17 protein-coding genes are annotated in these 17,689 nt (G+C 66.6%); 6 read left to right on the top strand and 11 right to left on the bottom strand.

Annotation, left to right across the window (positions count from 1 at the left end; all coding sequences use genetic code 11):
• Positions 1-12 precede the first annotated feature (12 nt).
• On the bottom strand, positions 13-1,779 hold the full coding sequence (locus tag ACF07D_RS12440) for a biotin carboxylase N-terminal domain-containing protein (protein ID WP_119281718.1): 1,767 nt from the start codon (positions 1,777-1,779) through the stop codon (positions 13-15).
• A gap of 203 nt (positions 1,780-1,982) precedes the next feature.
• Here ACF07D_RS12440 and ACF07D_RS12435 point away from each other — a divergent pair, with 203 nt between their 5' ends.
• The 4 genes from ACF07D_RS12435 (at position 1,983) to ACF07D_RS12420 (ending at position 4,697) form a co-directional block, all read left to right on the top strand.
• Entirely contained in the window at positions 1,983-2,585 is a 603-nt protein-coding gene (locus ACF07D_RS12435; protein ID WP_391505115.1) for a DUF937 domain-containing protein, read from the top strand.
• A 92-nt stretch (positions 2,586-2,677) separates the two neighbouring features.
• Positions 2,678-3,124: a MaoC family dehydratase N-terminal domain-containing protein gene (locus tag ACF07D_RS12430; protein WP_119281716.1), complete on the top strand. Its 447-nt coding sequence runs from the start codon at positions 2,678-2,680 to the stop codon at positions 3,122-3,124.
• Complete coding sequence (locus ACF07D_RS12425) at positions 3,121-3,549, top strand: MaoC/PaaZ C-terminal domain-containing protein (RefSeq protein ID WP_391505114.1); 429 nt, start codon at positions 3,121-3,123, stop codon at positions 3,547-3,549. The genes ACF07D_RS12430 and ACF07D_RS12425 overlap by 4 nt, the downstream gene beginning before the upstream one ends.
• Positions 3,546-4,697 (top strand): UDP-N-acetylmuramate dehydrogenase, encoded by a 1,152-nt coding sequence (locus tag ACF07D_RS12420; protein WP_255808839.1) that lies wholly within the window; start codon positions 3,546-3,548, stop codon positions 4,695-4,697. Before ACF07D_RS12425 ends, ACF07D_RS12420 begins: the two co-directional genes overlap by 4 nt.
• A 27-nt stretch (positions 4,698-4,724) precedes the next feature.
• Here ACF07D_RS12420 and ACF07D_RS12415 read toward each other — a convergent pair whose 3' ends face one another.
• Complete coding sequence (locus ACF07D_RS12415; protein WP_255808840.1) at positions 4,725-5,612, bottom strand: metallophosphoesterase; 888 nt, start codon at positions 5,610-5,612, stop codon at positions 4,725-4,727.
• A gap of 88 nt (positions 5,613-5,700) precedes the next feature.
• Here ACF07D_RS12415 and ACF07D_RS12410 point away from each other — a divergent pair, with 88 nt between their 5' ends.
• The gene (locus ACF07D_RS12410; protein ID WP_391505113.1) at positions 5,701-6,579 is read left to right on the top strand and encodes a helix-turn-helix transcriptional regulator; all 879 of its coding nucleotides are present in this window, start codon (positions 5,701-5,703) and stop codon (positions 6,577-6,579) included.
• Positions 6,580-6,618: 39 nt separating this feature from the next.
• Here ACF07D_RS12410 and ACF07D_RS12405 read toward each other — a convergent pair whose 3' ends face one another.
• The 5 genes from ACF07D_RS12405 to ACF07D_RS12385 all read right to left on the bottom strand — a co-directional run bounded on the left by ACF07D_RS12405 (position 6,619) and on the right by ACF07D_RS12385 (position 13,660).
• Positions 6,619-7,830, bottom strand: coding sequence for an MFS transporter (locus ACF07D_RS12405; RefSeq protein WP_391505112.1), 1,212 nt, complete (start codon positions 7,828-7,830; stop codon positions 6,619-6,621).
• Positions 7,831-7,936: 106 nt separating this feature from the next.
• Positions 7,937-9,274, bottom strand: a complete 1,338-nt coding sequence (locus tag ACF07D_RS12400; RefSeq protein WP_391505111.1) for an O-acetylhomoserine aminocarboxypropyltransferase/cysteine synthase family protein — start codon at positions 9,272-9,274, stop codon at positions 7,937-7,939.
• Between the two features lie 2 nt (positions 9,275-9,276).
• The gene (locus ACF07D_RS12395; RefSeq protein WP_391505110.1) at positions 9,277-10,584 is read right to left on the bottom strand and encodes a MalY/PatB family protein; all 1,308 of its coding nucleotides are present in this window, start codon (positions 10,582-10,584) and stop codon (positions 9,277-9,279) included.
• Positions 10,585-10,676: 92 nt separating this feature from the next.
• Positions 10,677-11,942 carry a heparan-alpha-glucosaminide N-acetyltransferase domain-containing protein gene (locus ACF07D_RS12390; protein WP_391505109.1) on the bottom strand — a complete coding sequence of 422 codons (1,266 nt, stop codon included), beginning with the start codon at positions 11,940-11,942 and terminating at the stop codon, positions 10,677-10,679.
• Between the two features lie 80 nt (positions 11,943-12,022).
• Positions 12,023-13,660: a SulP family inorganic anion transporter gene (locus tag ACF07D_RS12385; protein WP_391505108.1), complete on the bottom strand. Its 1,638-nt coding sequence runs from the start codon at positions 13,658-13,660 to the stop codon at positions 12,023-12,025.
• 142 nt (positions 13,661-13,802) lie between these two features.
• Here ACF07D_RS12385 and ACF07D_RS12380 point away from each other — a divergent pair, with 142 nt between their 5' ends.
• A complete protein-coding gene (locus ACF07D_RS12380) occupies positions 13,803-15,146 on the top strand; it encodes an anaerobic C4-dicarboxylate transporter (protein ID WP_391505107.1) in 1,344 nt (447 codons plus the stop codon).
• A gap of 69 nt (positions 15,147-15,215) precedes the next feature.
• On the opposite strand, the gene ACF07D_RS12375 is transcribed toward ACF07D_RS12380, so the two are convergent.
• From ACF07D_RS12375 to ACF07D_RS12360, 4 genes are all read right to left on the bottom strand, one after another.
• Positions 15,216-15,455, bottom strand: coding sequence for a toxin (locus ACF07D_RS12375; protein ID WP_391505106.1), 240 nt, complete (start codon positions 15,453-15,455; stop codon positions 15,216-15,218).
• Positions 15,452-15,715, bottom strand: coding sequence for a ribbon-helix-helix protein, CopG family (locus tag ACF07D_RS12370; RefSeq protein ID WP_391505105.1), 264 nt, complete (start codon positions 15,713-15,715; stop codon positions 15,452-15,454). The genes ACF07D_RS12375 and ACF07D_RS12370 overlap by 4 nt, the downstream gene beginning before the upstream one ends.
• A gap of 91 nt (positions 15,716-15,806) precedes the next feature.
• A complete protein-coding gene (locus tag ACF07D_RS12365; RefSeq protein ID WP_391505104.1) occupies positions 15,807-16,439 on the bottom strand; it encodes a GNAT family N-acetyltransferase in 633 nt (210 codons plus the stop codon).
• A 95-nt stretch (positions 16,440-16,534) separates the two neighbouring features.
• Entirely contained in the window at positions 16,535-17,650 is a 1,116-nt protein-coding gene (locus ACF07D_RS12360; protein WP_391505103.1) for an N-formylglutamate amidohydrolase, read from the bottom strand.
• Between the last annotated feature and the right edge of the window lie 39 nt (positions 17,651-17,689).

Genomic DNA, 17,689 nt, shown 5'->3' with positions numbered 1-17,689 from the left:
CGCCTTCCTGTACTAGACCGCGTCGACGATCGAGAGCAGCGGGTGGCCGCTCGGGACTGTCTGGCCGAGCGGCGCATCGATATTGCAGACAATGCCCGAGCGGTGAGCGTAGATCGACTGCTCCATCTTCATCGCCTCGAGCACGACGATAAGTTCGCCCTCGGCGACTTCCTGGCCGTCTTCAACTGCGAGCTTCACGACAGTTGCTTGCATCGGAGCAGCAACCGAGTCGCCCGTCGCCGTGGCGACGCCCGAACCCTTCGCGCGCTTCGGCGCTGGGCCGCGCGTGACATCTTGATCAGCGATGGGCAGCAGGGTTGTCGGCATCGTGACCTCGACGCGACGGCCCGCAACCTCGACCACAACTGATTGGCGGGTTGACGCGGTCGACGGGGCAGCGCTCTCGCCCTCCCACGGCTCGATGTCGTTCACGAACTCCGACTCGATCCACAGCGTGTAGACGCCGAATGTGCCGTCCTCTGCGGTGAACGCGGGGTCGCGGACGATCTTGCGGTGGAACGGCAGAACCGTGGGCAGGCCCTGCACCTCGAGCTCGTCGAGCGCGCGGCGTGACCGCTCAAGCGCTTCCTCGCGGGTCGCGCCGGTCACAATGAGCTTGCCGAGCATCGAGTCGAACGCGCCGGAGATGACGTCGCCTGACTGCACGCCGGTATCGACGCGAACGCCCGGGCCGAGCGCAGGCTTGAAGAGCGAGACCGGGCCGGGAGCGGGGAGGAAGCCGTTGCCTGGATCCTCGCCGTTCAGACGGAACTCGAAGGAGTGGCCGTGCGCGACCGGATCTTCGTAGTCGAGGACGCCGCCCTCGGCGATGCGGAACTGCTCGCGGACGAGGTCGATGCCGGTGACCTCCTCGGAGACCGGGTGCTCAACCTGCAAGCGGGTGTTCACCTCGAGGAACGAGATCGTCCCGTCTTTCGCGACGAGGAACTCACAGGTGCCCGCGCCGACATAGCCGACCTCGCGAAGGATCGCCTTGGAGGCTGCGTAGAGCTCCTCGTTTTGAGCGTCGGAGAGGAACGGCGCTGGCGCCTCCTCAACAAGCTTCTGGTGACGACGTTGCAGCGAGCAGTCGCGCGTTGAGATGACGACGACGTTTCCGTGGCTGTCCGCGAGGCACTGGGTCTCAACGTGCCGGGGCTTCTCGAGGTACTTCTCGACGAAGCACTCGCCGCGGCCGAAAGCCGCGACAGCCTCACGTGTGGCTGACTCGAAGAGGTCTGCGACCTCCTCGCGCTTGTAGGCGACCTTGAGGCCGCGGCCGCCGCCGCCGAAGGCAGCCTTGATGGCGACGGGCAAACCGACCTCGTCCGCGAAGGCGAGCACCTCGTCGGCGCCCTGAACGGGGTCGCTGGTGCCTGGCGCGAGCGGGGCGTTCACCTTCTCAGCGACGTGTCGTGCGGAGACCTTGTCGCCGAGGCGCTCGATGGCCTCGGGGCTCGGGCCGATCCAGATGAGACCCGCGCCGATGACCGCGCGCGCAAAGTCGGCGTTCTCAGCGAGGAACCCGTAGCCCGGGTGCACGGCGTCCGCGCCCGAACGGCGAGCGACGCTCAGGATCTTGTCGATTGCGAGGTAACTGTCAGCGCTCGTAGAACCGCCGAGAGCGTACGATTCGTCGGCAAGCTGCGAGTGCAGTGCGTCGCGATCCTGATCGGCGTAAACGGCGACGGAAGCGATGCCGCTGTCAGCAGCGGCGCGAATAATACGAACGGCGATCTCGCCTCGGTTGGCGATGAGCACTTTACGAATGCGAGACATAAATTACAGCCTATTCGAGGAACGGTGCCGCAAGTTGGATATTCGTCACAAACCTTTTGCGGGATCGTTGCCGAAGGCTACATCGCGTTGGCGTCGTAACCGGCGTCAACATGGCAATAATTTCGCTATTCCTCCGCGCGGTTCTGGCGGTAATGTAAACCTGTGTGAGTCGCACCCGGCGACACTCGATTGGGGACACCAAAATGGCAAATGACAACGCACTTGATGCCCTGCTTTCGCAGGTTCCGGTCGGCGAGCTCGCCGCGAAGCTTGGAGTTGACGAAGACACTGCGCTTGCAGCGGTGAAACAGGCCCTTCCTGGCCTCCTCGGTGGTCTCGCGGTGAACGCAGCGAGCGACGAAGGCAAGCAGAAGCTCGAGGGCGCTCTCAGCAAGCACACCCCGACCGACGGCAAGATCTCGCTCGAGGCCATCGACGAGGCTGACGGTCAGAAGATCGTGAAGCATGTGCTTGGCGACAAGGAAGAGGCAGTGGCGAACGCGCTCGGCGCGCAGGCTGGCAACGCGAGCATCGCGAAGTACATCCCGATGCTTCTCCCGCTCCTTGCTCCGATCGTGATGCAGTTCCTTGCAGGGAAGTCGAAGGCTGCCCCGCAGGCTGCAGAAGACAACGGCGGCGGCATCGGTGACGTCCTTGGTGGTCTCCTTGGTGGGCTGACCGGCGGAAACCAGGCCCAGAGCACGGGCGGCGGCATTGGCGATCTGCTCGGTGGCCTCCTCGGTGGCGGAAAGTCGCAGAGCGGCGGCGGACTGGGTGGCCTCCTCGGCGGCCTGCTCGGCAAGTAGCCACAGCAAACATCGCCACACAGAGTGGCACTCGGCCCGCGCTCGTCGTATGACGGACGCGGGCTTTTGCGTCGCCCGGCTAGACTGATCCCGTGGTTAATCCAGACGTTCAGGGCCGGGTCTACCCGCCCACCCAGCCGTACCTTGTCGGGCGTGAGAAGGTGCGCGAGTTCGCTCGCGCAGTGTTCAGCAGCTCGCCGCTCCACCTCGACCCCGAGGCCGCGCGCGCAGCCGGCTTCGCCGACGTGGTGGCTCCGCCGACCTTCGCCGTGACTGTGCAGGAGGCGACACTCGCTCAGCTGCTCGCTGACGAGGAGGCGGGCGTCGACTTCTCCCGCGTCGTCCACGGCGACCAGCGCTTCAGCTACACGCGCCCGATCGTCGCTGGCGACGAGCTGACTGCGACACTCACGATCGCCGCCGTGAAGCAGCTCGGTGGGCACTCGATGGTGACGGCCTCGAGCGACATCGTTGACGCCGATGGAGCGCACGTTGTGACTGCCATCTCTACCCTTGTCGTTCGAGGAGAAGACGCATGAGCGCAGCAGTGACATTCGAGGGCCTCGCCAAGGGTGACGTCGTCGCCGAGCGCGATCACACTCTCACCCGCGACAGCCTTGTCAGGTACGCGGGCGCTTCGGGGGACTTCAACCCGATTCATTACCGCGACGACTTCGCACAGTCCGTCGGCCTTCCGGGGGTGCTTGCACACGGAATGCTGACGATGGGTGTTGCGGGTTCGCTCGCAACTGACTGGCTCGGTGCTGCCGGCTACGTCGTTGACTTCCAGTCCCGCTTCACACGGCGCGTTCCTGTCGATGCTGCGCTCGGCGCCGTGCTCACTGTCACGGCGACAGTCGGCGCACTCGACGAGGACGCTCGCACGGCTCGACTCGACCTCAAGGTGACGTTCGATGGTGCGACGGTTCTGGGTAAGTCCCAGATGGTGGTGGCGTTCGCGTGACGTCTCAGCCCCTCGCCGCGCTCACGACGATGCGGGTTGGTGGCCCCGCCGAGGAGATCCTCACGGCGCACACTCGCCAGGAGCTCACCGAAGAGGCGATCCGGCTGTGGGAGCGCGGTGACGACTGGCTGCTGCTTGGCGGTGGTTCGAACACGATCGTTGCTGACGAGGGCTACCCCGGACCCGTGCTTCTCGTCCGTACGAGCGGCCTCTCAGTCATTGACGACCCCGAGCTCGGGCCTGGCGCCGTGAGGCTCCGAGTGGAGGCGGGCCATGACTGGGACGCGCTCGTTGCGGAGTGTGTGGAGCGCGGCTGGGCGGGCATCGAAGCGCTCTCTGGTATTCCAGGCATGGCGGGTGCGGCGCCCGTGCAGAACATCGGCGCGTACGGCCAGGAGCTCTCGGACGTGCTGCACTCGATCGAGTTCCTTGACGCGAGCACGTACGAGCCCCGCCGGATGCAGGCGGCTGAGCTTGAGCTCAGCTACCGTGACTCGGTCATCAAGCAGGGGCTCGAGGGCGTGGTGCTGTCGATCGACATCGTGTTGAGCGACGCGGGTGTTGGTGTCGGCGAGGCCGGCCCCGAACCGATGTCAGAACCCATTGCTTACTCGCAGCTCGCGGGGGCACTTGCCGTTGAGCTTGGCGCGCGCGTTCCCCTGCGCACCGTGCGCGAGACAGTGCTTCGCCTACGCGCGTCGAAGGGTATGGTGCTCGACGAGGCTGACCACGACTCGTGGAGCGCCGGTTCGTTTTTCACGAACCCGATCGTGACCGAGCGGTTCGCACGTGGGCTCCCCGAGAACGCACCCCGCTTCCCAGTCGCAGAGACGGGCCCGACCGCCGCGGTGACGACGTTTGAGGAGCTCGCCGCCGGACAGCCCCTCCGGGTTCCAGCGACGCCCCCAGAGCGTCGGGTGAAGCTCTCGGCAGCCTGGCTCATCGAGCAGTCTGGCGTGCCCCGCGGCTACAGGCTGCCGGGCTCGGGGGCGTCGGTCTCGACGAAACACACGCTCGCGATCACGAACCGCGGGGGCGCGTCGGCATCTGACGTCGGCGAACTCGCTCGCTTCATCGTGCAGCGGGTGCAGCAGGAGTTCGGGCTTGTGCTCGTGCCCGAACCGAACCTCTACGGGATTGAACTGTAGCTCGTCGCCTGGCGCGGGAACCGCGCGCTATTGTCGGCCTGCCGCGGCGATGATCTGCTGCACCTGATCGGCGGTAAACGCGAACACCTCGCCGCCGGTGATGGGTTCACTCACGGGCAGGATCCTGACCCGCGTTTCGCCCGCTTCGACGACTGTCGCGCCGGCCCAGTTTCGCGCGGACTCCTCGTCGCGCGGCCCGAATGCTTCGGCGAGGTTCGCGACACCCGGAGCCACGATCACCGGGATTCCATGCACCGTCTCGACGATTGGGTGGTGGTAGTGCCCAGCGAGTACCGCGCGAACGTCGGTGCCCCTGAGCGCGTCCCACAGCCGTGCGGCTGAATCGTCGTCGAGCGAAAGTGCCTGGAGGAGCTCGGTTTGAGCGGCGATGGGAGGGTGATGCATCACGACGAGCGTGCCGTGTTCAGCGGGAGTGGCGAGCACGTCTGCAAGGAAGTCGGTCTGCGCCGGTGCGAGCTCGCCGTAGCCTGCTCCCGGCACCGACGTGTCGAGCACGACTGTGCGCCAACCGTCGAGTGTAACTGCCGAGGCGACGGGGGAGTCTGCTTCGTCGGCACCCGGCTCTGCAGCGAGGACACGGATCCCGTCACCTTCCTGGCCAGCGCCGAGAACCGCCCTGAATGTCGCGCGATTGTCGTGGTTACCCATCGCGTACAGCGTGCGCGCACCACGCTCGCGCGCCCACGGCTCGATGATGCTGACCACCCGCTCGTATGACTCGACGGTGCCGTCCTCGCTGACGTCGCCCGAACACACGACGAGGTGAAAGGGCTCGTCAGCGAACCTGTCGAGCACGCGCGCGAGGTTCCCCGCGGTGTCCACGACACCGTAGTGGCGCGAATCGTCGCCGTACAGGTGGGTGTCGCTGAGATGGAGCACACGCAAGGTAGTCATGGCTGCACTGTACTCCGCCGGCGTGAACGGCGGGTGATTACATCGACTTGAACGGAATAGGTCGGGCCTCGCACGGGTTACATTTCGCATGCATAACACCGCCACCGCGCCGCTCGGCACGCTGCTCGAGAGCATCGACGTCGTTGTCACGCAGACGACCCGCGTCACGCTTCGCCGAGGCCGCCGGACAGTGACGCCGGCTGGCGCCACCACGCTCCTCTACGTCGTTCACGGGGCGCTCGGTGGTGACTCTGCGACCTCCTGCGTGACCGACCCGCGAAGCACCGGAGGGATCGTAGCGCGCGGCCACGTCAGCGAGTTTCCGGCGGGCGCCGCACTGTTCACGATGGGCGCCGTGCCGCTCGAGTTCGAGGCACAGACAGACGCCGAACTCGTGGTGATTACGGTCGAGCTCAACGAGACCGCGCACAGGCTGCGTCGGCTGCTGCCTGACCCGCTCACGATCACCGACTTCTCCCGCCTCGACCCGGCGCTCGCTTCGCTCGCAAGCTACATGGGTGCGAAGGGTTCGCCTGAGCCCGTTGTCGCTGCGGGTGGCGGGGAGGTCGTATGCCGACTGATGGCACGTACGCTGCTCGTTGGAGTGCTCAGGGCGTGGGTGTCTGCGGGCTGCGCGCCGAGCGGGTGGGCGGCTCGTGTCGCGGATCCATACCTTGATCCGGTACTCGCCGCTATTCATCGGGACCCCGGCCAGGACTGGTCGCTCGACACGCTCGCGAGTCTCGGCGCGATGTCGCGTTCGGCGTTCGCCAGGCGCTTCCGCGAAGTCCTCGGCTCCTCGCCAGGCCAGTACATCACTGGCGTGCGCATGGAGGACGCGAAGCGCAGGTTGTCGCATGGCGCGACCGTGACGCAGACTTCCCGTGAGCTCGGCTACTCGTCGGACGAGGGCTTCAGCCGGGCGTTCAGACGCCACACGGGCGTCTCGCCGTCGCGCTGGGAGTAAGCGCCGCACGCGCGGCCGGCGCCCACTCCCAGCCGGCGCCTACTGGCGCCCGCGGTGCGAGACGCCGAAGAGCGCCGACCCGCACACCAGGATGACGATCGCTGCGACGTACACGGTCGTGATGCCTGCCGCGTCGCTCAGGATCCCGCCGCCCGCGGCGGCGAGGAAGATCGCTCCTTGGAACCCGACGACGACGAGGCTTCCGCCTGCTTCGAGCGCGTCGGGGAGGCGGTGGCCCGCCCACGTGTTCACAATGAGCAGCCATGATGCGAAGAAGAAGCCCCACACGGTGACTGCAATTCCGACGGCCCAGAGCGCGCCAGGGGCAGCGAGCACAACGAACGCGGCTGCCGCGATGACGACAGGCGCGAGCATCGACAGCTGCTTGAAGGCGCGGTCGACAACGAGGCCGATCACGAAGTTGCCGATGAAGCCGCCAGCGCCGAACATCGCGAGCAGCATGACGATTGTTGCGGGCGTGAGCGGGGCCCCTGTCGCGTCGGTGACCCGCTCGAGCGCGAGCCTGATGTAGGTGTAGGCGGCGAAATGGCCGAGCACAACGAGCACGTGTCCACCGAGCCCGAGTGGGACGCCGGGCACTCGAAGCGCCCGCCCGAGCGCGGCGAACCCGCCCGACTTCATCGCCGGAATGCGGGGAAGTGTCGCGCGCAGGGAAACGGCGAGGAGTAGCATCGCCGCCCCGGTGATCGCGAACACTACGCGCCAGTCGAATGCGTTGGAAAGCATGACGCCAACAGGCACGCCCGCAACTGTCGCGAGCGAGACGCCGCCCGAGGTGAACATGAGCGCCCGCCCGAGTCGCGCGGGGCCAACGAGGCTTGATGCGGCGCTGATCGACATTGACCAGAACGTCGACAGCGCCGCGCCAAGCATGAATCGCGCGACGAGGATGAGCCAGAACGACGGCGCAAGTGCGACGAGCGCATTTGACGCGGCTCCGAGTAGCGCCATCCAGATGAGGAGGGATCGCCTGTCAATCCTCGGGAAGAGGCTGCCGACGACGAGCGCCGTGATGAGGCCTGCGAGCGCCGTCATGCTCACCGTCTGGCCGGCCTGCCCGGTGGTGATGCCGAGACCTGCGGCCATCTCGGTGAGTACCCCGTTGGGTAGAAACTCACTCGTGACGAGCAGAAAGCTCATCGCCATCAGCGTGAGTAGGGCTGCGTAGGGCATGGGGTGTTGCCTCGCCGACAGTTCGCCGGCGACTGGGATGGGCGCGGTTGTGGTCATGGTTCTAGCGTTCCAGTGCGTAGGCCGGGCCGCCCGACCTGGCGAACCCGCTTCCCGACCGAACGTGCACAGAGCGCACCGGGCGCAGCACCCGGCGCGCCTCTGGTTAGAGGTTGTCGAGCGCGGTTCGCAGATCCGCGATGAGGTCCCTTGGCGATTCCAGCCCTACCGAGAGCCTGAGGAGGCCCGGTGTGATCCCGAGGCGCTCGTTGATCTCGGGCGCGAACGTCGCGTGCGTCGAGCTCAGCGGGTGAATGATCATCGAGCGGGTGTCGCCGATGCCAGTCATCCGCGAGAAGACCCGCAGCCCATCGACGAAGGCGCGCGCACCGTCGATCCCGCCGCGCACAGTCACGCCAAACACCGACCCTGTGCGGGCACCGAGCCCGTTCGATGCAAGCCCGTAGTCGCGCACCGCCAGATCGTACAGCGGTGACGAGGGAAGCCCCGCGTAGTCGACCGACTCGATCTCCGGCTGCGCCTCAAGCCACGCGGCAATCTCAAGCGAGGAATTCACGTGCCGCTCCATGCGCAGCGACAGCGTCTCCATGCCCTGATGCAGCAGGAAACCATTGAACGGCGACAGCGACGGCCCGATGTCGTTCACCACCGCCTCGCGTGCGGCGCGCGCATACGCGCCGGGCCCGAAGCGATCAACCATCGAGCCAAGCCCCGGCTTCACATCAGTGATGAACGGGTACGAGCGGCCCGCAGCCTGCGCGGCGTTCCAATCGAAGTTACCGCCGTCGACGATCGCACCGCCAACCGCTGCACCGTGGCCGGTGAGGAACTTGGTCGTCGAGTGCACCACAATGTTCGCGCCGTGCTCGATCGGCCGGATGAGCGCCGGGCTCCCGACAGTGTTGTCGACGATGAGTGGCAGGTTGTGCTTCGCTGCGACCGCGGCGATGCGGCGTAAGTCGGTGACATCGTTGCGCGGGTTCGGGATCGTCTCGGTGTAGATCGCCTTCGTGTTGGGGTGGATTGCCCGCTCCCACTCAGCGTCGTCATCGGCGTCCCAGACATAGTCGACCTCGATGCCGAAGCGCTTGAAGCTGCGCCCGAAGAGGATGCGCGTCCCGCCGTAGATCGACGCGGTCGATGCGATCCTGTCTCCGTTCTGCGCGAGTGTGAAGAGCGCGGAGGAGATCGCGGCCTGGCCGCTCGACACCGCGACCGCGGCCGACCCGCCCTCGAGCGACGCGAGGCGCGCCTCGGCGACGCCGTTCGTCGGGTTGCCCTGACGCGAGTAGATCGGATCGATGCTGCGTCCCGCGAAGCGGTCGACCTGATCGTCGAAGCTCTCGAACACGTAGCCTGCCGAGAGCGCGATCGGCGGCACGCGCAGGCCCGTGTTGAGATCGGGGTACTCGCCAGCGTGCACCTGACGGGTGTCGAAGTCGAAGCCCTCCCAGTCAGAGACGGGCTGTGCTGGTTCGGCCATGACTATGCCTCCTGGGTGAGTGCAGCGGTGGACGCGGGCGTGGTGGGTGCGGGCGCGGTTGAACTCGGCGCGCCGGAGCTTGGCTCGGTGGGTCCCGGCTTGCGAGCGGGCAGGATCGAGGCGATGCGCCGCACCGCCTCGCGGATCGTGTCGGGCGCGCACGCGAGGTTCAGACGAACGTGGCCCGCCCCCGCCGCGCCAAAGAACGCGCCATTGTTCAGCGCGACCTTCGCGTCTTCGAGCACCCGCGTGTATGGGTCGTCGCCGAGCCCAGCGTCGCGCAGGTCGAGCCACGCGAGGTAGCCAGCGCGCGGTAGGGTGAGGTGCACGCCCGGAAGTTCGGCCGGCACGAGCTCGGCGAGCAGCGAGACATTCGCCTCGATCTGCGCGACGGCGCGGTCGAGCCAGTCGCGGCCGTCACTGAACGCGGCGACCGAGGCGTGCAGGCCAAGGATGCTGGCGCGGGTCACGGTCTCGGGCGGCAAGTCTGCGAGCACCCCGTTCGCTCGGTCATCCGCCGCGACGATGACCGCGCATTTGGTACCCGCGATGTTCCAGCCCTTGCTCGCCGAGATCGTGGTGACCGAGAGCGCGCCGGCTGCTGCAGCGAGCGGGGCGAACGGCGTGAACGTCACGCCCGAGTGTGTGAGCGGGGCGTGGATCTCGTCTGACACGACTGCGACCCCGTGCGCCGCGGCAAGCCGTGCAAGGTCAGTGAGCTCATCGCGCGTATACGCAATGCCGTGCGGATTGTGCGGGTTGCAGAGCAGGAACGCGTCGGCGCCCGCTGCGAACTCGCGCTCGATTGCCGCGAGGTCGAGACCGGCCGGGGCGTGCCCGTCTGACGCGGAGCCCGTGGTGAGCTGCACCTCCGCGATCTCGAACGGCAGTTCTTCGAGCATCTCGAAGAACCCGGGGTAGACGGGCGTTGGCACCACGACTCGGGTGCCGTTTGGCGCGAGCACACGCAGCGACTCAACGACGCCTGTGGCGACATCGGTTGCGAGGTGGATCCGCTCGTGCGGCACCTCCCAGCCCCAGCGATCACGTGCGAAGTCAGCAAACGCGCCAGCGAGCGGACCCGGCCCGTCGAGGTAGCCGAGGTCAGAGGCCTCGATTCGCTCGATGAGCGCGCGTCGAATTTCGGGCGCAACCGCGAAGTCCATCTCTGCAACGAAGAGGGGCAACGTATCTTCGGGGAACCGTGTCCACTTCAGGCTCGTACGCTGCGTGCGCAGCAGCGCTGGGTCCAGCTCGGCGAACGGTACGCCGCTCGGGTCTGCACTCTGGGTCTCCAAACAGTCGGCCATGCCACTCATCATGCACGCGACTCGCGTGGCGCGCGAGGGCGGAGGTAACGCGGCGTCACGAAGCGCCGCGCCCCCGTCTCCCTGCCTGGCAGCTACGTCCGCGTGAGTGTGCGCACGATTCCTGAGGTCAGCGCCTCGAGCGGACCGCGCTTGCCCGTCACCGAGAGGACGACACCGATGACGAGCACTCCCGCGAGCTGGAGGCCGAACGCGCCGAGACCGGCGACCCACCAATTCGCTCCGTCTGGCATCTCGACGCCGGCGTAGAGCGGCGCGTAGACGAGGGCGGTCGCGAGCAGGTGCAGCGTGTAGATCGTGAGCGGGGCGGCACCCGCAGCGCGGAATACGTCTGTGAAGCGGCTGGGGCCCCGGTCGTGGGTGTCGAACAAGGTGACGAGCAGCCCGATGACGGCGAGTGCGATACCCACTGTGCGAAGCATTTCGGCCGGTGAACCCGAGTGGGGCGCGGCGATGAGCTGCGACCAGAGCTCGGGAGAGTTTGGCGAGCCGAACTGCTGCATGCCGAGGTATTCGACGAATGTCGCCATATCGAGGCCGTCGGGTGCAGAGACGCCGAACCGCGCGAGGTTCGCGAGCGTCCAGTTCGAGATGAGCGTCGCCGCCGTCGCGAGGAGCGCACCGAACGCTGCGAGCCCGAGAGCCGAGCGGCCGAGTGTGCCGCGGGCGTTCGCCGCGAGCAGGGCTCTGGCAATCAGGATGCCGACGAGCAGGTAGGCAACCCAGGTGATTGCGGGGTAGACGCCGGTGAGGATCATTCCGCGCAGCGTCTCGAACGGCGCGTCGGCGACAGACTCAAACGAGGGCGATCCCGCCTCCTCGACGATGTCGAGTGCACTTCTGGCGGTCGCATTCACGAAGCCGCCGCCGAGCCAGAGGGCGCCAGCGGCGACCCCGATCAGCCAGGATGGGGCGACGATGAAGACCGCGACGAGAATCATCGCAACGCCGTAGTAGCTGAGCACGACAATGATTGGCACGTCGAGCGCGCCGAGCGCGAGGCCGAGGACGATGAGGATCACACCGCGCAGCATGATCGATGCGATGGCCGCGCCAGGCCTTCCGGCGCTCAGCGCGCGCCGGCTGGCGAACACGGCGCTGATGCCTCCAAGCACAGCGAACAGGGCGGCAGCGATCCCGCTCGTGAGCGTCGTTGCGATCTCGCCCGCTCGCTGGTTGAGCTCGGACGCGGTCGGATCCATTTCGGAGACCGCGACCAGGTGATTTGCCATCATGCCGAGGACGGCGAGAAACCTGGCGAGGTCAATTCCGACGTAGCGTGCCGCCCCGCGGCCTGTGCCCGCTTTCGGGCGCGTCAATGACGGTGCAGTTCGTTCCATGGTCTCCAGTCTGCACGGGAGGTCCACTCCCGCGCGTCAGCCCGTGGGGTCACGCGTGTGGCACCAGGGTACCGTCGCAGTTAGGAGGCGCGCCGAATGTGGTCGCGCGCGTGTTCGAGCGCGGGCTCAAGCTCGTCGAAGAGGTGGTGGGGATCGCGCAGCGAGCGGATCACCCCGAGGCGTTCCAGCAGCGTCCGGTGGTGAGCCTGCACGCCCTTGATGAGCACGGTGACGCCGCGGCGCTCGAGGCTCGTGACGAGCCCGGCGAGGGCGTTCGCGCCCGTGGCGTCGATGATCTGGAGGTCGGAGAGGCGGAGGATTGCAACCTCGACGCCAGGCTCGTCGGAGATTGCCTCGACGAGTCTGTCGGCTGCGCCAAAGAAGAGGGAGCCCTCGACGCGGAAGAGCGCGATCCGCTCGTCGCCTTCGGCAGCCTCGCCGGGGAGTGTCTCGCGACTCGCGACGCTCATGTTGCCCAGTGTGCGAAGCGCGAAGAACGCCGCGACGGCCACGCCGATTCCGACGGCGACGACAAGGTCAACGCTCACTGTGATGAGCAGAGTGACAGCGAATGTCGCGGCACTCGACTTGCCTGAACTAAAGACTCGCCGCGCTGTCTGCCACGACACCATGCGCGCCGCTGTCATCATCAGCACGCCGGCGAGTGCGGCGAGCGGAATCGCCCCGACGATCGGGGCAGCGACGAGTACGACAAGTAGGAGCGCGAGCGCGTGCACGATCGCAGCCACCCGCGTGCGGGCGCCTGAGCGGACGTTCACCGCAGTGCGCGCAATCGCCCCGGTCGCCGGCATCCCACCAAAGAGGCCTGACGCGACGGACGCGAGGCCCTGCCCAAACAGTTCACGGTCGGCGTTCACGGGCCCCGTGTCTGCGATCGTCGCGGCAACGCGAGCCGAGAGCAGCGATTCGATTGCCGCGAGGGCCGCGACTGCCGCAGCCGGGCCAGCGAGCGAGGCGAGCATTGCCGCATCAAATGCTGGAAGCGTTGGGGCTGGCAGCGAACTCGGCAGCTCCCCGATATTCGGGAGCGCCAAGCCCATAAGCACCGCGGCGACCGAGACAACGAGAATCGCGACGAACGACGACGGGAAGCCAGGTGCGAACCTGTCGAGGAGCAGCATGATGAGCGCCACGGCGGCAACCGCGGAGAGGGGGAGGAGCGCCTCCGGCCAGCTCGCCTCGGTGATTGTCTGCCACGCTGCCACGACGGCGTTTGACGAGTGGCCCGTGTTCTCCACGCCGAGTGCCGCCGGAACCTGTTGGAGAAAGATGATGATGCCGATGCCCGCCGTGAATCCCTCGATCACTGGCCACGGGATGTAGCTCACGGCGCGGCCAAGCCTGAATACACCGGCAGCGACGACCATGAGGCCCGCCATGAGACTGACGACGGCGACGGCCGCTGGGCCGTGCAGCACGACGATGGGGGCGAGCACCACGACCATCGCCCCCGTGGGGCCTGAGACCTGAACGTTCGAGCCGCCGAACACGGCGGCGACGAGCCCAGCGACGATGGCGGTGATGAGCCCCGCTTCGGCGCCAACACCGGAGCTCACGCCAAACGCGAGGGCGAGTGGCAGCGCGACAATACCGACGGTGAGGCCGGCTACGAGGTCGCCGCGCCAGCCTGCCTTGAGGCCGCGGTAGTCGTCTCGAGAGGGAAGCAGGGAGCGAAGCCCCGCAAGAATTGAGGACACGTGTCGCCTTTCTCCTTGTCCTTCAATCATGCCCCACTCCCGCCCCGTGATCATTTGTTAATAGGAATTTCAAAAGAAAAGCTGGGCCGGAGCCCCCGCTCAGGGATAGTCTGATCCAGAAAATAGCAAATAAGGGGAACCGATGGATATCTTCCTTTTCATTACGCAGTTGCTCGTTGTGCTCGCGTGCATCGTGATGGGCACGCGTTCGAGCGGTGTCGGGCTCGGACTGTGGGGCGGCACCGGCGTCGCGATCCTCGTCTTTGTCTTCGGGCTCGCCCCCGGAGCTCCGCCAGTCGACGCGCTACTCATCGTCCTCTCGGTGGTGCTCGCATCGTCGATGATGCAAGCCGCTGGCGGTATCGACTGGATGGTGTCGATCGCGGCGAAGGTGATCGCGAAGAACCCGAAGCAGATCACGCTCATCGCGCCGCTCACCGCGTTCCTCTTCTCGGTCGGCGCCGGCACCTCGAACATTCTCTACCCCTTGCTTCCCGTGATCTACGACCTGTCGTACCGAAACGGCATCCGCCCCTCGCGGCCGTTCTCGCTCTCTGTCGTTGCTACAGGCGTCGCGCTCGCCTGTAGCCCGGTCTCGGCGGCGATGGCAGCGATGATCGTCCTCACTGATACGGCGCCGTGGAACTTCGAGCTCATGGACATCATCAAGGTGACGCTCCCCGCAGCGATCGTCGGCATCTTCCTGGCGAGCCTGTTCGTTCGTCGCCTCGGCAAGGACATCGCCGACGACCCCGAGATCCAGGCGAAGATCGCCTCGGGCAAGCTCGTCGCCCCTGGTGCGACCGCGACCGAGGTGAAAGCCGAGGTTACAGTGACCACGCAGGGCCGCTGGGCCGCGATCATCTTCCTGCTGGGCGTGCTCGCGATCGTGATCTTCGGCCTCTTCTCGGGCCTCCGCCCGCTCACTGGCGAGGGCAACCCGATCTCAATGACGCCAATCATTGAGATCATCATGTTCGTCGCGGGTACGCTCATCATGCTCGTGTCGAAGCCGAAGGTCTCAGAGATCCCGACGATGACAGTGTTCCGCGCGGGCATGGTCTCGGCGATCGCACTCTTCGGCCTCGCGTGGCTCACAAACACGTTCCTGGGCGAGCACTCGCAGCTCGTCGCTGATGGCATCGGCGGCCTCGTCGACACCGCCCCGTGGATCTTCGCGCTCGGCGTCTTCCTCGTCTGTGTGCTGACGACGAGCCAGTCCACCGCCACGAACTCGATTGTGCCGATCGGCCTCGCGGCAGGAATCCCGCTTGGCCTCATGAGCGGCATGTGGGCTGGCGCGTTCGCAGGTATCTACCTGCTTCCGACAAACGGTTCACAGATCGCCGCGGCGAACTTCGACGAGTCGGGCTCCACGAAGCTCGGCACGAAGCTCGTGGACCACTCCTTCTTCCTGCCGACACTGATTCTTGCCGTGGCGACGATCGCCGTCGGCTCGCTGTTTGGCGTGATCTGGGGCGGCTAACCTCAGCACCAACGGCACGGGCCTCGGCGGATTCGTTCCGCCGAGGCCCGTGCTGTTCGGCCCGTTTGGCTAGGGCAGCAGATCGATCATCTGCGGTCGAGCTTTCATCGCGTGGATCACAAGCTCATTGCCGCTATCGAAGACGAGAACTACCGTTTCTATGAGCCGACCATGCGTATCGAAGCCGAGTCGAAGTTGACGTGATGGATTGTTCTCATCGAGGTCCTCGATCCAGACTGCCCATGTGGCAGCTTGGACGGCGTCATCGGTGAGGACGCCGTGCTTCAATGCCGAGGCGTGAACCTTCACGCTGTCGACAGGTGGAGGGCCTCGCGGATGACTTCCGAGCGAGACTTGCCCTCGCGCACCGCACGCTCGTCAATCGCGGAGATCTCTGCAAGGGTGAGCCGGAGCGCGACGACCTGAGATGGCTCGGCTCCCCTCCCGGGACGTCCGCGACCGCGCTTCTTCATCGCGGCGACGTCATATCCAGTTTCGGCCTCGTCTGCCCAGGCGGCAATCTGCTCCTCGGTGATCGGAGTCCCATTGATTGTCTCGCGTTCGGTCATAGCATTAATGTAATACGAAAATGATGCTCTGGCAAGAAGGCAGTCCCGCGCCTAGCCTCAGGGAAATTCAACGGGCGTTTCCTGGTGCTCGTCAATGAGTAGGCGCAGCAGGTTGCCGCAGGAAGCTCTGCACCGTCGGTGAGCCGGGGATGTGGATCTGCTTCGCAGCGACGTAGCCGAGCCGCTCGTAGCGGGCGTCATTCGCGGGGTTTGAAGACTCGAGGTAGGTCTGCATTCCCGCCGCATCGTAGCGTTCGAGCGCCGCTGAGACGAGACGCATGCCGATTCCAAGCCCGCGCGCCCCAGGAGCGACCGCGAGCAGCGAAAGGTAGGCGTGAGGCTCGGTCGGGCGCGCCTCGGCAAAGAGCTCGCCCTCGTTGAGTAGCGAATCGGCGGCCGCGTCGCCGATCGTGCTTCGCAGCAGCGCTTCGTAGGCCGGCTCGTCGTTCACGTGCACCTCGTTCTCGCCCGGCGGGAACCACGTCGAGACGGCGCCGAGGGAGCCGTCGGGGAGCACAGCTACGAGCGGTTCGCCGTACTTCACCGCCTGGTCCGCCATGAACCGCCAGTGGGCGAGCGCATGCGCCGCCCTGTCGGGGTGCTCAGGGAAGACCGGGCCCCAGACCGGGTCGTCATTAAACCCGTCGCGCAGGATCGCTGCGGTCTCGTCGAGGTCCAACTCCCGCATGGGGCGAACTGTAAAGGAAGCTGTGCCGCTTGTCATGGCCTGATCCTACTGCGAGCGAAGCCTCGTCGCGCCTCTGCGCTGCGACGTAGTGCCGCGCGAGACTGTGTCGGTGCGATCCGGCGCGGCGCCGGCTACGCCGTGGCGGCGCGGAACGCGTCCCAGGATCGCTTGCACGCCTGGGCGATCTCGTCGATGTGGGCCGGATCCTCTTCGATCCACTCGGTGCCAGGCTCCTGCAGTTCAGCTGCAGCGGCGTCTCCGAGCAGGAACTCGCGCAGGAACTCGGCCTGCACCGCGCCGAGTCGCAATCCCGCGGCGTCGGCCTCTGCCCGCATCGCACCGAATCGCTCGCCCGCGGCGCGGATCTCCTCGCTGCCGAGGTACGGCTGGTTCAGCAGCACGTCGTCCGGGGTTGCCGCACCAAAACCCTCGCGATGCGCAGCTGCGAGCGCGCGCAGCGCAGCTGGATCCATCGTCGGGCGATCCTCGGGGTCGCGCTCCTCGCCGTCGTGGTCGCCGCGGTTTGAGAGTGCGACGATGGCGGGCAGGCGATCCTTCTCGGCGCGCTCGACGTTCACGGCGCCCTCGCGGGTCGTCGTCGTGTTCATGGTGTCGTGGAACGAGAGGCGGGTGAATGAGCCGCCCCGCTCAAGCCCCTGAGCGACGAATCTGTCGGTGAGCTCCTCGCGGGTGCGCTCGTACACGCCGAGCCCCTGCTCGGCAGTCTCGGCGAACGCGTCGACGAGGCGCTGCAGCCCCTCGTCGGTGCCCGGGATCCCGAGGATCGGGAAGAACGAGAACGTCACCGGGCGGATCGCGTCCACGCCCGTGAGGTCGACCTTCTGCCACGCTCCGGCCTCGCGCACTCGCTCAATCGCGGCGGCGAGATCGGAGCGCACATCGGCCGGCTTCTTGCGGTTCGGGTCGCGGATGAGTCGCGGGTGCGGGTTGATCACGGCGACGATGCGCGGATCGATCTCGGCCCAGCGGCGCACGATCGCGGCTGTAGCGACATCGCTGAAGTCATACTGGAGCCTGCGCGTGAGCGCTGGCGAGAGAAACTCGGCAAGCTCCTCTGGGATCGCGGCACCCGAGTGCGGGGTTGCGACGAGCAGGTCGGCGTCGGCGATCGCCTCATCGAGCGTGCGGGTGTCGGAGTTCGCGTAGTGGGTGATCTGCTCGGGAGTGAAGACGGTCCCGCGCGGGATCAGATCGAGTGCGTCATTGCCTGTTCGCTCAGTGCTCATGCGATCAGAATATCCACAGCCGACACCAAAGAACAGGGC

This window comes from Leucobacter sp. NPDC015123, from assembly GCF_043080205.1.
GTDB classification, from domain to species: domain Bacteria; phylum Actinomycetota; class Actinomycetes; order Actinomycetales; family Microbacteriaceae; genus Leucobacter; species Leucobacter aridicollis_A.
Note: the sequence above shows the minus strand (reverse complement) of the source record. Positions and strands in the feature narration are given on the sequence as shown.

Bases quoted from the DNA above. Each gene is read 5' to 3' on its own strand.
- ACF07D_RS12360 (WP_391505103.1), bottom strand. From the start codon at position 17,650: ATGAGCACTGAGCGAACAGGCAATGACGCACTCGATCTGATCCCGCGC.
- ACF07D_RS12435 (WP_391505115.1), top strand. From the start codon at position 1,983: ATGGCAAATGACAACGCACTTGATGCCCTGCTTTCGCAGGTTCCGGTC.
- ACF07D_RS12390 (WP_391505109.1), bottom strand. From the start codon at position 11,942: ATGGAACGAACTGCACCGTCATTGACGCGCCCGAAAGCGGGCACAGGC.
- ACF07D_RS12425 (WP_391505114.1), top strand. From the start codon at position 3,121: ATGAGCGCAGCAGTGACATTCGAGGGCCTCGCCAAGGGTGACGTCGTC.
- ACF07D_RS12415 (WP_255808840.1), bottom strand. From the start codon at position 5,612: ATGACTACCTTGCGTGTGCTCCATCTCAGCGACACCCACCTGTACGGC.
- ACF07D_RS12395 (WP_391505110.1), bottom strand. From the start codon at position 10,584: ATGGCCGACTGTTTGGAGACCCAGAGTGCAGACCCGAGCGGCGTACCG.
- ACF07D_RS12380 (WP_391505107.1), top strand. From the start codon at position 13,803: ATGGATATCTTCCTTTTCATTACGCAGTTGCTCGTTGTGCTCGCGTGC.
- ACF07D_RS12370 (WP_391505105.1), bottom strand. From the start codon at position 15,715: ATGACCGAACGCGAGACAATCAATGGGACTCCGATCACCGAGGAGCAG.
- ACF07D_RS12400 (WP_391505111.1), bottom strand. From the start codon at position 9,274: ATGGCCGAACCAGCACAGCCCGTCTCTGACTGGGAGGGCTTCGACTTC.
- ACF07D_RS12365 (WP_391505104.1), bottom strand. From the start codon at position 16,439: ATGACAAGCGGCACAGCTTCCTTTACAGTTCGCCCCATGCGGGAGTTG.
- ACF07D_RS12440 (WP_119281718.1), bottom strand. From the start codon at position 1,779: ATGTCTCGCATTCGTAAAGTGCTCATCGCCAACCGAGGCGAGATCGCC.
- ACF07D_RS12410 (WP_391505113.1), top strand. From the start codon at position 5,701: ATGCATAACACCGCCACCGCGCCGCTCGGCACGCTGCTCGAGAGCATC.
- ACF07D_RS12405 (WP_391505112.1), bottom strand. From the start codon at position 7,830: ATGACCACAACCGCGCCCATCCCAGTCGCCGGCGAACTGTCGGCGAGG.